Below are 13,934 nucleotides of genomic sequence, written 5' to 3'. Positions count from 1 at the left end.
AGACTGCGCGCTCTATTTGGCAAAATGACCAAATAGTCAACCGCAGTACCCTGACTATGGAGCAAGACCATGCTGAGACATACCCTGAACTGCGCCCTGTTGCTGGGCGCCGCCATGACGGCCGAACTGGCCGGCGCCGGCGAACTGACCCTGTATTCGCGCGACGATTATCACGGCCGCTCGCAGACCGTGCGCGACGCCGTCGCCGACCTTGAAGATCTGCGTTTCAACGACACGACACAAAGCATCCGCGTGCGCTCGGGCCGCTGGGAAGCGTGCGAGGACGCCGATTTCCGCGGCGCCTGCTTCCTGCTCGAGACGGGCGAGTATCCGTCACTGGATGGCCAGGCCAACAAGATCACGTCGCTGCGCGAAGTGCGCGGCGGCTGGGACGGCCATCGGGGCCGCGACCGTGACGGTGAGCGCGACCGGGGACGCGACTGGGACGGCCGCCGTGACCGTGACCGCGAGCGCGGCCATTTGCCCGGGCGCTCGCTGGGCGGCGAGCTGACCTTTTATACGCGCGACGATTTCGCCGGCCGCAGCTTGAGCGTGAGCAACGCTTCGGCCGATTTGCGCGAGCGCGATTTCAATGACACGGTGCAAAGCGTGCGCGTGCGATCCGGCTATTGGGAAGTGTGCGAAGACGTGGGCTTCCGTGGCCGCTGCCGCACCTTGGCACCGGGCGAGTACGCGAGCCTGGAACGCATGAGCAACCGCATCTCGTCGGTGCGCGAAGTGCGCTGACGCGGGGCAGGCGGTACGCGAAGTGGCAATAACAGGCTCCCGCAGGGGCCTGTTATTGCTTTTGGTAACAATTTATTGTGCTTTTCGCATACTTTGTTACACCGTTTTTTCTGTGGATGGCTACACTGACATCAGTTGTCATGTCGATCACTTACCTTTGCCGCCACCGGAGACCGCCCCATGAATCGCCCGTTCGCCTTTGCTCTGCTGTGTGCCAGTTCGCTGTTTGTCCACCTCGCGGCGCAGGCCGGCGAGATCCGCCTGTACACCGATGACAATTTCAAGGGCAGGGTGGTGGTCTTGCGCGATACGACGGACGACTTGTCGCGCGTTAATTTCAATGACACCGTCTCGAGCATCCAGGTCGATTCGGGCAGTTGGGAAGTGTGCACGCATGCCGATTTCAAGGGCGATTGCAAGACGCTGGAACGGGGCGACTACCGCTCGATGCCGGGCATGAACGATAAAATCTCGTCTGTGCGGGAAACCGGCGCCGGGCAGGGCAGCGGCAGCGGCAGCGGCGGTGGACGCCGCGCGGCGCTGGAGTTGTTCGCCGACGGCGGCCAGCGCGGCGCGTCGGCCGGCGTGAACTCGGACCGCGACGACCTGGTCGACATCAGCTTCAACGACCGCGCCAGCAGCGCGCGTGTCGAATATGGCTACTGGCAGTTGTGCAGCGATTCCAACTACCGTGGCAGCTGCCGCGTGTTCGGGCCTGGCAGCCACGATGACCTGGGCAGCCTGAATGGACGCGTGTCGTCTGCGCGCCTGGTCGATCCGCGCGAAGAGAATCGTCCGCAAAATGACGAGGGCCTGGTGGTGCTGTATGGCCGCGCGTTCCTGAAGGGGCCTGGGCTGCAGGTGAACCGCGACGTCAGCGACCTGGTACGCCTGAACTTCAACGACCAGGCTGCATCCCTCGCCATCAACGAGGGTACCTGGGAAGTCTGCACGGACTCGCAGTTCAACGGTAGCTGCGAGCGCATGGGGCCGGGCAAGTATGAAGTGCTGAACACGACGCTCGACAAGCGTATTTCCTCGCTGCGCCGGCTGTACTGAACGCATGACCGGGCCTTCCGCATGGCCTTGTATTTGTTACACTAGCATCCTGGCGCAACCGCCAGGCAAATCATCACCAAAGAATGAAGAATGGAGTTAATCATGACGGGCCCTTTCAAACACACGCTGGCATGCGCGGCGACCTTGCTGCTCTCGCTGGGGGCCCATGCGGCCGCCCATGCAGGCGATATCACCTTGTTCGAAGACGTTGATCTGCGTGGCCGCGCAGTGAACCTGCGCGAGACGACGGACGATTTGTCGCGCTTTGGGTTCAACGACAAGGTGTCGAGCATCCTGGTGCGTTCGGGCACGTGGGATGTGTGTACCGATGCCGGTTTTCGCGGCAATTGCCGTACCCTGGGACCGGGCGAATACCGTTCGATGCCGGGCATGAACGACGCCATCAGTTCGGTACGCGAGTCGGGGCGCGGCGATGGCAACAATCCAGGACGCCCGGGACGCGATCCCGACCGTGGCCATGGCGGCTATGGCCGTGGCGGCACCCTGGAAGTGTATTCGGGCGCGGGCCAGAATGGCGGCTCGGCGCGCCTGAACCGCGACACGGACGATTTCGTCAATATCGGTTTCAACGACCGCACCACCAGCATCGTCGTCTATAACGGTTACTGGCAGCTGTGCAGCGATTCGAACTACAACGGCGTGTGCCGCATCTTCGGCCCTGGCCGCCACGACGACCTGGGACGCGGCCTCGATGGGCGCGTCTCGTCGGCGCGCATGGTTGACGAGCGCGAGGCGCGCCGCCAGCAGCAGTACGATAATCAGTACCAGCGGCCGCAGTACGACCAGCCCCAGTATCCGCAATACCAGCAGCCGCAATACCAGCAGCGCGGCGCCGTCCTGCTGTTCCCCGAAGCGGGCATGCGCGGCGAACCGCTGGCGCTGGACCGCAATGCGGAAGACCTGGTGCGCTACAACTTCAACGACCGCGCCTCGTCCATCGTCGTCAACGAGGGCCAGTGGGAAGTGTGCAGCGATTCGAACTTCCATGGCCGCTGCGAAGTGATCGGGCCGGGCGAATATGGCCGCCTGAACAGCATGGAAAACCAGATTTCCTCGCTGCGCCGCGTACGCTGATCCCGTCCTGACGTCGTGCTGACAGACCGCCTGCCGGGTTGATCCCGCCAGGCGGTTTTTACATTCGCTGCCGTGCGCTGACATTTGCTTGCCCTTTGTTACACTCGCCGCCTGCCGCCTGGTCTACACTGGCGAAAATGTCATCAGTATTGGAGTTGTCATGGTTCTATCTTTCCGGCCCGCGCTGTTGTGCGCCGCTACCTTCCTCGCCCCCCTTGCCGCATCCGCCGGCGAAATCACCCTGTTCGAAGATGCCGGTTTCCGCGGCCGCCCCGTGACCCTGCGTTCCGACACGGGCGACCTGTCGCGCATGGGCTTTAACGACAAGACCTCGAGCATCATCGTGCGCTCGGGCACCTGGGAAGTGTGCAAGGACGCCAATTACCGTGGCAATTGCCGTACCTTCGGACCTGGCCGCTACGGCAGCATGCCGGGCATGAACGACGCCGTTTCCTCCGTGCGCGAAGTGGGCCGTCCTGGCCATGGCGGCGGCGACCACCGGCCTTACCCGCCGCGTCCCGAGCGTCCTCACCCCGGCTATCCCGGCCACGGCGGCGGCCACCGTCCCGACATGAATGGCGCCGTGCTGCTGTTCCCCGACGCGGGCATGCGCGGCCGGCCCGTACGCCTGGACCGCGAAGTGCGCGACTTGAGCCGCTATGGCTTCAATGACCGCGCCGAATCGGTCGTCGTCAACTACGGCCGCTGGGAATTCTGCGTCGATGCCAACTTCCGCGGCCGCTGCGTGGTGATGGGACCGGGCAGCTATGGCCGCCTGCACGGTGGCCTCGACCGCCGCATTTCCTCGGTGCGCCGCGTGCGCTGATCCCGCTGCCGGGCGGCGTTGTATCGTGCACACGCTGCCCAGCGACTAATTCGTGTACTCTTCCATCAGGCAGTTCAACCATGGGGAGCAGGCACGGTGGAATACAAGGACTACTACAAGGAACTGGGCGTCGAAAAGACGGCGTCCGAGGCCGAGATCAAGAAGGCGTACCGCAAGCTGGTACGCAAATACCATCCCGACGTGAGCAAGGAACCGGACGCCGACAAGCGCACCAAGGCGCTCAACGAGGCCTACGGCGTGCTGGGCGACGCGGAAAAGCGCGCCGCCTACGATGAACTGGGCCGTAACCAGGGCGCGCAGGGCCAGCCCTTCCGGCCGCCGCCGGACTGGGGTTCGGGCTACGAATCATCGGGCACCGACGACAGCGACTTCTTTGCCGACCTGTTCGCCCACGTGGGCGGGCGCCGCCGCGCCGGCGGCAGTTTCCAGATGCAGGGCGAAGACAGCCACGCCGCCATCACCATCGATTTGCAGGACAGCTACCAGGGCGCCAGGCGCCACATCGTCATGCGCGTGCCCGAAGCGGATGCGCAGGGCCACGTGGTGACGCGCGAGCGCACCCTGGAAGTGACGATACCGAAAGGCGTCACGGAAGGACAGCAGCTGCGCATGAAGGGGCAGGGCAATCCCGGCAGCGGCGGCGCGCCCGCCGGCGACTTGTACCTGGAAATCCGCTTCCGGCCCGACGCGCGCTACAAGGTGGAAGGGCGCGACGTGTTCGAGACGGTGCCCGTTACGCCGTGGGAAGCGGCGCTGGGCGGCGAGATCGACGTGCCCACGCCATCGGGCACCGTGACCGTCACCGTGCCGCCCAATTCGCAGACGGGGCGCAAGCTGCGTCTGAAGGGGCGCGGCATTCCCGCCGCCCAGCCGGGCGACCTGTATCTGCTGCTGGAAGTGGTGCTGCCGCCGGCGAACGATGACAAGGCGCGCGAACTGTATGCAACCATGGCGCGCGAGATGGCTTTCAATCCGCGCCAGAAGCTGGGAGGATAAATCATGACAAACAAGGTAATTGGCGAATTGCTCGAAGATCGTGCCCTGAGCCTGGAAGAACTGGCGCGCGCCTGCGCGGTGGAACCGGATTGGGTGGTGCAGCATGTGCAGACCGGCGTGCTGCTGCAGGACGGCCCGCCGGCTGGCCAGCTGACGGCCTGGCGCTTCACCAGCCTGGATCTGGTGCGCGCGCGCCGCCTGCACGAAATCGAATCCGTGTTCGACGCGAACGCGGACCTGGCCGCGCTGGTGGTCGATCTATCGGAAGAAGTGGCGCGCCTGCGCCGCCGCCTGCACGTGCTGGGCGTCGAGTAGCTTTTATTCGGGCTCGCCGTGGCGTGCCACGGTGAGCCGCGCAATATAAAACTGCCCATCGACGACGACCCGGTGCGGGATGCCGGCCACGTCGAAGCCGGGACCGCAGTCTTCCATCCACTCCTGCGCCAGCGAGTCGAACTGCTGCGGCGTCATGCGCAGCATCTGCGCCGTGATGACGAAGCGCGCGCCTGGTTTTTGCTTGTTGACGAAGTCGTCGATACCGGCCATGTGAATCTCTTCAAGGTTGTGTCTGAAATCGGGGTCAGATCCCCGGACACGTTGGCACTGAGCTTTGCGTTGGCGGTGTTGAGGGTCTGACCCCAGTAGTTGTTTAGGGCTTGCCCCCGCATGATACCCGTCCGCGCGTTCTTCTAGAAGCCCTGCACCAGCAGCGGCAACTGCTCCGCAAACCGCTCCGTCAGCCACTTGCCCGCCTGGCCCGGCGGCGTGTCGGCGCGCTGGATCAGGTAAATCGGATAATTCTCGCCATTGTCGACGGCCAGCGGCAGGTGCACCAGCCGTCCTTCCGTCAAATCCTCGCGCACCATCGCTTCGGGCATGTTGCCCCAGCCCAGGCCGGCGCGCAGCAGCGCGTGTTTTGACCCCAGGTCGCCCAGGCGCCAGTTGCGCAATCCCAGCACGCCGAAATCCTGGCCCTCCGTCAGCACGCTGCGGTCGCTGAGCACCAGCTGCACGTGTTCGCGCGCTACGCCGGAAGGAATCGGGCCGGCCAGCTGCGCCAGCGCGTGGCTGGGCGCAGCCACGGGAATCAGACGCACGTGGCCGACGGCCAGGCGCTCGAAGACGCTGGCCGTGGCCGTCATCCAGCCGCCGAGGCCGATGTGGCAGCTGCCATCCATCACCAGCTGCGCCACGGCGCCCATGGCTTCGATGCGCAGGCGCAGGGCGACGGTAGGGAACTGTGCCTGGAACGCCTCGAGCACGCGCACCAGCACGCAGGTGGGGAACATCACGTCGACCACCACCGACACTTCCGCCTCCAGCCCGCCGGCCAGCGCCTTGGCGCGCGCGCGCATGCCGTCGACCTTCAGGGCCACGGCGCGCGCGTCGGCCAGCAGGGCCTTGCCCGCATCCGTCAGCGTGGGCTTGCGCTTGCCGCGGTCGAGCAGCACCACATTCAGTTGTTCTTCCAGGTTGGCGATGGTGTAGCTGATCACCGACTGCGTGCGGTGCAGCTGGCGCGCCGCGTGGGCGAAACCGCCCGCGTCGATGACGGCGACGAACACGCGCAACTGGTCGAGCGAAGGCTGGCCCGGTTCTCTCATGATGATTCCCTATCTAAAAATTCGATGCTAATCATTTATATTTACATGGTTTTCTCGATGGTAGACCTGAACTATGCTGTATGCAAGGGCTGCGATGCGGCCCATCCCGTCACCCGTTTTCCCAGGAGCACTTCATGAGCAAGGTCTTGTACATCAATAGCAGCGTGCGCAACAGCGGTTCCCTATCGCGTCAATTGTCGGGCGAATTCGTCGCGAAACTGGCCGCGCAAGGCGCCAGCGTGGTCGAGCGCGACCTGTCCGCGCAACCGGTGCCGCACCTGACGGAAGAGGTGATGGGCGCCTTCTTCACGCCGGCCGACCAGCGCAGCGCCCAGGCGGCAGCGGCGGTGCAGTTGTCCGATACCCTCGTCGACGAATTGCTGGCCGCCGACGTGCTGGTGCTGGCCGCGCCCATGTACAACTTTTCCGTGCCATCGACCCTGAAGGCGTGGATCGACCATGTGGCGCGCGCGGGCCGCACTTTCCAGTACACGGCAACGGGCCCCGTCGGCCTGGCCACGGGCAAGAAAGCATATATTTTTACGGCCAGCGGCGGCGTCTACAGCGAAGGCCCGGGCGCCGCGTATGACTACCTGAGCACCTATCTGCGCACGGCGCTGGGCTTCATCGGCATCACCGACATCGAGTTCGTGCAAGCGGAAGGCGTGGCCATGGGCGAGGATGCCGTCGCCAGCGCGCTCGCCAAGGGCCGCGCCTCGATCGCAGCGCTGGCTGCCTGAGTCTACTCCGCCGTAGTTCCAAAGAGGGATTGCCAATCTGCCATGGTTGACATAAGCTTGCCGGCGGCACGCCCCGTGCCAGGCCGGCGAGCCGTTCGCCATGAAAGTCCCTCATGCACAAGTTGGCAAGCGCAATACTGTTCGGCTGTTCCCTGTTTTCGGCAGGCATGGCGCTGGCGCAGACCACGCCCGCCGCACCGCCTGCGCCGCCTGCGCCGCCCCACGTGGGCCGCCACGCCTCCACGCACGAGGATCTCCGCGCCATCGAGCAAGTCGTCGCCGACTTCCAGGCGGCCCTGATCGCCAAGGATGTCAGGCTGCTGTCGTCGCTGATGCTGCACACGAATATCCTGTTCGCCTCGCCGGCCGACGATGCTTTCATCAAGAACATGCGCGACACGACGGACGTCCACTTCGACGGCGTCGGGGCGGGTGGCTACGCCGCTTTCGCCAACTTCATCAAGCGCGAACCGCAGCGCACGGAAGAAAAATTCTACAACGTCAAGATCACCCAGGACCGCCATGTGGCGTGGGTCAACTTCGACTACGAATTCCTCGTCGGCGGCAAATTGTCGAACTATGGCGCGGAAGCGTGGCAGATGGTCAAGCGCGACGGCGACTGGAAAATCCTCAGCGTCGTCTGGTCCATGCATCCCGCCGCCGAGGCAGGAAAATAGCCGCCCGCCATGCCGCGTCAGTCGCGCGGCAGCGCGCGGATTTCCACCGTGCCCCCTGCGTTCAGTACGGGGTTTCCGATCAACAATTTTTTTGCATCGTCTATACTTTCAGCTTGCACACGTAGATAGCCTGACAAGTGTGGCGTGACCGCTCTGGCCTGGCCTGAGCGGTGCACGCAGATGCCGGGCCCGATGGAGCTGCCACCGCAGAAGCGGCCACTGGCCCTGAGCATGGCGAAGTAGTCGTCCCAGGCGGACATGGCGACGTCCATCGGTGTTTCCGTGTCGTCATGCATGAAGATGATGTAGTCATTCATCCTTTTTCTCCTGTGCCGCGTGATAAAAAGAGAGCTGAATTGAGTATCCTGAGCAATCGCGAGCGCATGGTTTTACCCTCACCGCGTCAGTCCGTAGAGACAAGCTGTCCGGCCATGTCATTTTTGGAGCGCACATCGTGCCGATAAAGTATGTTGATTTTTACGAGGTGAATTACACGGCAGAGCGCTTGCGGGGCTGCAAGCTGTGGGGCGCGTATGTCGCCATCTATGCCCCTTCGCCCAACCCCATGCACCGGGTGAACCTGGTGAAAAAGCGCAGGGTGTCGGCCGACCATCAGTTTACAACGGAAGCCGATGCCATGGCGGAAGCGGGCGAGGCGGCCGTCAAACTGGTCGAGCGGCGCCAGCGCCGCTATGTCTTCCACCCCTGATGCCACTGCGCGGTATCCTGCAGCGCGCGCCAGGGCAGGATGTGCACGCGGCCCGAATGCACGGCTTCCAGTTCCACGTGCGTGGCCGGTTCATCCGGCGTGGCCGGGGCGCACAGCTTGATGACGAGAAAATGTTTTTCCTTGTTGACGGGCGTGACGGCGGTCCATTTGCTGTTGAGTAACTTGTTCGGACGCAAGTTATTGCGATTGACAAGGTGCATGGCGGTCTCCGGATTGGCGTGATGGCGATGTTGCCATTATCATGCAACTTCCTGCCACGCACGAGGACCGCCATGAAACGCCAGCTGCACCTGCTCGTCATTGACCCGCAAAACGATTTTTGCGACTTGCCTGCCACCTGGCTGCCGCCCGATGCGGCGCCTGCACTGGCCGTGCCCGGCGCCCACGCCGACATGCTGCGCGTAGCGCAGCTGATCCGCGAAGGGGGCGGCGGCTTGACGCAGATCAGCGTAACGCTTGACGCCCACCACCGCTACGACATCGCCCACCCCGCCTTCTGGCGCACGGGCGATGGAGCCGCCGTGCCGCCGTTTACGCAGATCAGCGCCCGGCAAGTGCGCGACCGCCTGTTCCTGCCCGCCGCCAGCGGCGCCTTGCCGCGCGCGCTGGCTTACCTCGATGCCTTGCAGCAGGCGGGACGCTACCAGCTGATGGTGTGGCCCGTGCACTGCGAGATCGGCAGCTGGGGCCAGAATATCCACGCGGCCGTGCGCGCCGCCTACAACGCCTGGGAAGTGGCCAACTTGCAAGTGGTGGCCAAGCTGAGCAAGGGTTCCAATCCGTGGACCGAGCATTACTCGGCCGTCATGGCGGAAGTGCCCGATGCGCAGGATGCAGCCACCCAGCTCAACCGTGCATTCCTCGACACCTTGCTGCCGGCGCAGCAACTCTACATCGGCGGCGAAGCGGGCAGCCATTGCGTCAAAGCCAGCACCGAGCACATCGCCGATTACCTGGAAGCGCAGCAAGGCAAGGCGGCCCTGTCGCGCCTGGTCTTGCTGACGGACTGCATGAGCCCCGTCACGGGCTTTGCCGCGCAGCAGCGCGACTTCCTTGCCGCCATGCATGAGCGCGGCGCGCGGCTGGCCACATCCACCGAGGTCGTGCCTGAATTGCTGGCCAACGCAGGCGATTGATGCTTTCCTGCAAGCGAACCCTGCTGAAATGCTTGCGGTGGCGTACTATTCTGGCTTCAGGAAGTTGGAGAAAACACACATGACCCCGATAGTGCGCAGTTTGCTGGAAACCGATCTGTATAAATTTACAATGTGGCAAGCCTTGCTGCACGGTCATCCGAATACCCATACCGAATACGAATTTGTCTGCCGCAACGCCACTGCCTTTCCCCTGGCCGAACTGAAGGGCGAGCTGGAAGAACAGCTCGACCACCTGTGTTCGATGTCGTTTGCCGACGACGAGCTGGCCTATTTGCGCACCTTGCGTTTCATGAAGAGCGATTTCGTCGATTTTTTGACGGTGTTCCGCTTCCAGAGAAAATTCATCGACGTCAGCACGGACGGCGACACCCTGATCGTGCATGCGGCCGGGCCGCAGGTGCACGTGATGGGTTTCGAGATTTTCGTACTGTACATCATCAACGAACTGTATTTCCGCCGCTTCGACCTCGATGCGGCCATGCGCGAAGGGCGCCACCGCCTGGGCTTGAAAGTGGCGGCCGTCAAGGAATTCGGCAAGCTGCCGAGGCGCAAGCATCCGTTTGAATTTTCCGATTTCGGCGTGCGCCGGCGTTTCTCCGGCGCCTGGCATGACGAGGTGGTGCAACGGCTGGCGCGCGAAGTGCCCGAGTATTTCAAGGGCACGTCGAATGTGTATCTGGCGAAAAAGCTCGGCATCGTGCCGATCGGCACCATGGCGCATGAATACATGCAGTCGTTCCAGTCGTTCGGCGTGCGCCTGCGCGACTTCCAAAAGGCGGCACTGGAAGACTGGGTGCAGGAATACCGGGGCGACCTGGGCATCGCCCTGACGGACGTGGTCGGCATGGATGCCTTTTTGGCCGACTTCGACCTGTATTTCGCCAAGCTGTTCGACGGCTTGCGCCACGATTCGGGCGACCCCGTCGAGTGGGGCGAGAAGGCGCTGGCCCACTATGCGGCCCTGCGCATCGACGCCAACACCAAGCGCCTCGTGTTTTCCGACGGCCTGGACCTGGACAAGGCGTTTGCCCTGTACCAGCACTTCGCCGACCGCATCATGACGGGCTTTGGCATCGGCACCAATCTCACCAACGACGTCGGTTTGACGCCGCTCAACATCGTCATGAAACTGGTGCGCTGCAATGGCCAGTCCGTGGCGAAATTGTCGGATTCCCCGGGCAAGACCCTGTGCAAGGATGAAACCTTCCTCGCGTATCTGCGGCAGGTGTTCCATCATCCTGCCGTCTAAGCTGCGCCCAGGCGCCTATGCGTGGCGTAGGTCGGATTAGCGGGGCCGCCGAGGCGCGGCAAAGCCGCGCGTAATCGAACAACTTCGCGGACAACTGCGCGGACAACTTCGCGGCCAAGTCCGCCGACAAACTCGCCGACAAGCTGGGCGGGCAGACGGCGTGCCGTGTGCAACCCCCGGCTTAAAACCCCGTCACCACCGTGTTCATGTGCTCGACCTGGGGCGGGGCGGCAAAGAATTCGCCCACCAGGCCGCGCCAGGCCTGGAAGTCGTCGCTGCCGCGGAAATGCACGGTATGGTCTTCCAGGGTCGTCCAGCCGACCACCAGGCGGTAGGCGTCGCCGTTTTCGATCGAGCGCTCCAGGCGCATCGATTCGCAGCCGCGCGCGCGCTGGAACAGGGGGACGGCTTTCGCTACAGCCGCTTCGAAGGCTTCATGCGTGGCCGATTTGATCTGGATGTGGGCAATTTCAAAAATCATGGCAATTTCCGCTGTGGAATGAAGGAACGGTGATCTTGCCATAATTTCGCCGTGCAGGGGAGGGCGTCAGCCCGCCAGCGCCGGTGTGCCTGCATCGGCGCGCCGGCTGCCCGCGTGGCTGGCCGTGCGCTGTTCGATGTCGCAGCCATTGCATGCCTGCACGATGGCGTGCGCCCGTTCCTGCTCCTGCGGATCGCGGACGGCGACAATGAGGCGCACCATGCCGCGAAACGCCGTCTTGCCGTAGTTACGCCGGTACATATGGTTGTCGCCGCCGAACAGGGCGTTGATCGCGCGTTCCAGCCGGCTGGTCATGGTGTCGCGGTTACCGACCGTAAAATTGCCCTGCACTGGGCCGGCCTCGTCGTCGCCCGCGTCCAGTTGCACGGCGTGAGGAGGAAAGCCTTCGGCCAGCAAGCGGATGCGGGCGCGCTCCGCATCGGGGAAATGGTCGAAGATACGTATCAGCGTGCTGCCGCCGCTGTTTGTGCTGCTGTCCATGGCCCGGCCTTTCAAGGAGGTGTACCTGATTTGACCGGCGAGCCTGTAAAAAATTCTGCCTCAGCCTGTAAAATCCTCGATCAAGGCGCAAAAGTTTGATAAATATCCAGTATGGCTACCAAGTCGCGCTAAGATACGTCTTGCGGAATCAATCTTTCATAGGAGAACTAAATGGCAGCGAAGAAAATTCTGTTTTTGACCGGCGATTTTGCAGAAGATTATGAAACGATGGTGCCGTTCCAGGCCCTGCTGATGCTCGGCCATGCCGTGCACGCCGTCTGTCCCGGCAAGAAGAGCGGCGAGACGATCAAGACGGCCATCCACGATTTTGAGGGCGACCAGACCTACACGGAAAAACCGGGCCACCTGTTCACCTTGAACGCCAGCTTCGACGAGATCGACCCGGCCGATTATGACGCCGTGATGATCGCCGGCGGCCGCGCGCCCGAATACCTGCGCCTGAACGACAAAGTCATCGCCGCCGTGCGCCATTTCGCCGAGGCGGGCAAGCCTGTCGCGGCCGTCTGCCACGGCGCGCAATTGCTGGCCGCCGCCGACGTCATCCGCGGCAAGCGCATTTCCGCCTATCCCGCCTGCGCGCCGGAAGTGAAACTGGCGGGCGGCACGTATGCCGACATCGCCGTCACGGACGCCGTCACCGATGGCCAGTTCGTCACGGCGCCCGCCTGGCCCGCGCATCCGGCGTGGCTGGCGCAGTTCGTCAAGCTGCTCGGTACCGAGATCCGTTTGTAACCTTTACCTGCCCGGCAGGCCGCAGCGTTCGCCGGGCGCACCACTTTTCAGATTCGAGTTCTTCATGCATGCGCCGCGCAGTCAACCTTCCCGCAAACAACTTCCAGCGTCGCGCTGGCGCCAGCGCCGTCTGGCGCAAGCCGCATCGGGCCTGAGCGCCGCGCAGGAGCGCCAGCTGGCCACCCTGCATGACATTTCCACCTTGCTGGCGGGACAGCACGCCATCGATGCGCTGTGCCGCGGCTTCCTGCGCCACGTAATGCAGTTCGCGCAAGCCGAAGGCGGTACCGTGCGCATCCTCGATCCGCAGCACGATACCGTGCACATCATCGTGCACGAAGGCATTTCCGACGCGATGGTGGAAGAGGAACACTGTATCCGCAACAACGATTGCCTGTGCGGCGCGGCCGTGGCGCAGGGCGTGATCCAGATCCGCGATTTCCGCCAGGTCGAAGCGCTGCAGCGCTACCGTTGCCAGGACGAAGGCTTTATCGCCATCGCCGTCTTTCCCATCCTCGCGCGCGACCAGGTGGTGGGCAGCTTTTCGCTGCACTTTGCTCAGCCGCAAGCCGTGCAGGCGCAGCAGCAGGGCTGGCTGGAGACGCTGGGCCAGAGCCTGGGCATCGCCATCGAAAACCAGCGCCTGATCGCGCGCGAAAAGGAATTTGCCGTGGCGCGCGAACGCAGCCTGCTGGCCGAGGGCTTGCACGACAGCATCGCGCAAAGCCTGAACTTCATCAGCCTGCAAGTGCAGATGCTCGACGATTCCGTGCGCCGGGGCCAGCTCGACGAGGCGGCCGAAGTGCTGCCGCTGATGCGCATGGGCGTCGAACAAAGCTACCAGGACGTGCGTGAATTGCTCGTCAATTTCCGCACGCGCTGGCATGGCAGCGACCTGGAAAGCAAACTCAGCGAAGTGCTGGCCAAGTTCGAGCTGCAGACGGGTGTCGCCGGCACCCTGGAGATGAGCGGCAACGGCGCGCCGCTGGCGCCAGAGCAGCAGTTGCAGATCCTGTTCATCGTGCAGGAAGCGCTGTCGAATATCCGCAAGCATGCGCAGGCGAGCAATGTGGCGCTGCGCGTGGAAAACGGGCGCGATTTTGCGCTGCAGGTGCGCGACGATGGCGAAGGCTTTGCCGCCAACCTGCGCGACAAGAAAACGGAATTGCAGATCGGCTTGCGTATCATGCAGGAGCGGGCCGAGCGGCTCGGTGCGCAATTTGCCATCGACAGCACGCCCGGCGGCGGCACGACGATCTCGCTGGCCTTGCCGGCGGCGCGGCGCCAGGCCGCGTAAC

Annotated in this window: 19 protein-coding genes; 13 read left to right on the top strand and 6 right to left on the bottom strand. The window is 63.6% G+C overall.

The genetic code is table 11. The features are described from left to right. The first annotated feature begins 69 nt into the window (after positions 1 to 69). From AC1RBA_RS15815 to AC1RBA_RS15790, 6 genes are all read left to right on the top strand, one after another. Positions 70 to 747 (top strand): beta/gamma-crystallin, encoded by a 678-nt coding sequence (locus tag AC1RBA_RS15815; protein ID WP_083293754.1) that lies wholly within the window; start codon positions 70 to 72, stop codon positions 745 to 747. A gap of 180 nt (positions 748 to 927) precedes the next feature. After that, a complete protein-coding gene (locus tag AC1RBA_RS15810; RefSeq protein ID WP_070221818.1) occupies positions 928 to 1,806 on the top strand; it encodes a beta/gamma crystallin family protein in 879 nt (292 codons plus the stop codon). Between the two features lie 102 nt (positions 1,807 to 1,908). Then, the gene (locus AC1RBA_RS15805; RefSeq protein ID WP_070221817.1) at positions 1,909 to 2,901 is read left to right on the top strand and encodes a beta/gamma crystallin family protein; all 993 of its coding nucleotides are present in this window, start codon (positions 1,909 to 1,911) and stop codon (positions 2,899 to 2,901) included. 160 nt (positions 2,902 to 3,061) lie between these two features. Continuing rightward, on the top strand, positions 3,062 to 3,727 hold the full coding sequence (locus tag AC1RBA_RS15800) for a beta/gamma crystallin-related protein (RefSeq protein WP_492419006.1): 666 nt from the start codon (positions 3,062 to 3,064) through the stop codon (positions 3,725 to 3,727). 96 nt (positions 3,728 to 3,823) lie between these two features. After that, positions 3,824 to 4,744, top strand: a complete 921-nt coding sequence (locus AC1RBA_RS15795) for a DnaJ C-terminal domain-containing protein (RefSeq protein WP_070221815.1) — start codon at positions 3,824 to 3,826, stop codon at positions 4,742 to 4,744. Positions 4,745 to 4,747: 3 nt separating this feature from the next. Further along, entirely contained in the window at positions 4,748 to 5,059 is a 312-nt protein-coding gene (locus AC1RBA_RS15790; RefSeq protein WP_070292118.1) for a chaperone modulator CbpM, read from the top strand. Between the two features lie 3 nt (positions 5,060 to 5,062). Here the strand turns inward: AC1RBA_RS15790 and AC1RBA_RS15785 are convergent, their stop codons facing one another. Both AC1RBA_RS15785 and AC1RBA_RS15780 read right to left on the bottom strand, forming a co-directional pair. Next, positions 5,063 to 5,290, bottom strand: coding sequence for a hypothetical protein (locus tag AC1RBA_RS15785; protein WP_492419003.1), 228 nt, complete (start codon positions 5,288 to 5,290; stop codon positions 5,063 to 5,065). A gap of 143 nt (positions 5,291 to 5,433) precedes the next feature. Beyond that, complete coding sequence (locus AC1RBA_RS15780; RefSeq protein WP_121668670.1) at positions 5,434 to 6,348, bottom strand: LysR family transcriptional regulator; 915 nt, start codon at positions 6,346 to 6,348, stop codon at positions 5,434 to 5,436. A gap of 134 nt (positions 6,349 to 6,482) precedes the next feature. Between AC1RBA_RS15780 and AC1RBA_RS15775 the strand changes: the two genes are divergently transcribed. Both AC1RBA_RS15775 and AC1RBA_RS15770 read left to right on the top strand, forming a co-directional pair. Continuing rightward, a complete protein-coding gene (locus tag AC1RBA_RS15775; RefSeq protein WP_070292116.1) occupies positions 6,483 to 7,088 on the top strand; it encodes an FMN-dependent NADH-azoreductase in 606 nt (201 codons plus the stop codon). Between the two features lie 113 nt (positions 7,089 to 7,201). Beyond that, a complete protein-coding gene (locus AC1RBA_RS15770; RefSeq protein WP_492419002.1) occupies positions 7,202 to 7,765 on the top strand; it encodes a nuclear transport factor 2 family protein in 564 nt (187 codons plus the stop codon). A 17-nt stretch (positions 7,766 to 7,782) separates the two neighbouring features. Here AC1RBA_RS15770 and AC1RBA_RS15765 read toward each other — a convergent pair whose 3' ends face one another. Then, the gene (locus tag AC1RBA_RS15765) at positions 7,783 to 8,082 is read right to left on the bottom strand and encodes a hypothetical protein (RefSeq protein ID WP_492419001.1); all 300 of its coding nucleotides are present in this window, start codon (positions 8,080 to 8,082) and stop codon (positions 7,783 to 7,785) included. A gap of 137 nt (positions 8,083 to 8,219) precedes the next feature. Between AC1RBA_RS15765 and AC1RBA_RS15760 the strand changes: the two genes are divergently transcribed. Then, the gene (locus AC1RBA_RS15760; RefSeq protein ID WP_070221808.1) at positions 8,220 to 8,474 is read left to right on the top strand and encodes a hypothetical protein; all 255 of its coding nucleotides are present in this window, start codon (positions 8,220 to 8,222) and stop codon (positions 8,472 to 8,474) included. On the opposite strand, the gene AC1RBA_RS15755 is transcribed toward AC1RBA_RS15760, so the two are convergent. Further along, positions 8,456 to 8,695, bottom strand: a complete 240-nt coding sequence (locus tag AC1RBA_RS15755; protein WP_070221807.1) for a TIGR02450 family Trp-rich protein — start codon at positions 8,693 to 8,695, stop codon at positions 8,456 to 8,458. The genes AC1RBA_RS15760 and AC1RBA_RS15755 overlap by 19 nt on opposite strands. Positions 8,696 to 8,767: 72 nt before the next feature. On the opposite strand from AC1RBA_RS15755, the gene AC1RBA_RS15750 reads away from it, so the two are divergent. Beyond that, entirely contained in the window at positions 8,768 to 9,631 is an 864-nt protein-coding gene (locus AC1RBA_RS15750) for a cysteine hydrolase family protein (RefSeq protein ID WP_492418999.1), read from the top strand. Between the two features lie 79 nt (positions 9,632 to 9,710). Further along, a complete protein-coding gene (pncB, locus tag AC1RBA_RS15745) occupies positions 9,711 to 10,901 on the top strand; it encodes a nicotinate phosphoribosyltransferase (RefSeq protein ID WP_070221805.1) in 1,191 nt (396 codons plus the stop codon). A 181-nt stretch (positions 10,902 to 11,082) separates the two neighbouring features. Here the strand turns inward: pncB and AC1RBA_RS15740 are convergent, their stop codons facing one another. After that, a complete protein-coding gene (locus tag AC1RBA_RS15740) occupies positions 11,083 to 11,382 on the bottom strand; it encodes an antibiotic biosynthesis monooxygenase family protein (protein ID WP_070221804.1) in 300 nt (99 codons plus the stop codon). A 66-nt stretch (positions 11,383 to 11,448) separates the two neighbouring features. After that, a complete protein-coding gene (locus AC1RBA_RS15735; RefSeq protein WP_070221803.1) occupies positions 11,449 to 11,883 on the bottom strand; it encodes a hypothetical protein in 435 nt (144 codons plus the stop codon). Positions 11,884 to 12,054: 171 nt separating this feature from the next. On the opposite strand from AC1RBA_RS15735, the gene AC1RBA_RS15730 reads away from it, so the two are divergent. Further along, positions 12,055 to 12,636, top strand: coding sequence for a DJ-1/PfpI family protein (locus AC1RBA_RS15730; protein ID WP_070221802.1), 582 nt, complete (start codon positions 12,055 to 12,057; stop codon positions 12,634 to 12,636). A 64-nt stretch (positions 12,637 to 12,700) separates the two neighbouring features. After that, complete coding sequence (locus tag AC1RBA_RS15725) at positions 12,701 to 13,933, top strand: GAF domain-containing sensor histidine kinase (RefSeq protein WP_070221801.1); 1,233 nt, start codon at positions 12,701 to 12,703, stop codon at positions 13,931 to 13,933. The last annotated feature ends 1 nt before the right edge of the window (position 13,934 follow it).

Source organism: Janthinobacterium sp. GW823-FHT03B06, from assembly GCF_058796955.1.
Note: the sequence above shows the minus strand (reverse complement) of the source record. Positions and strands in the feature narration are given on the sequence as shown.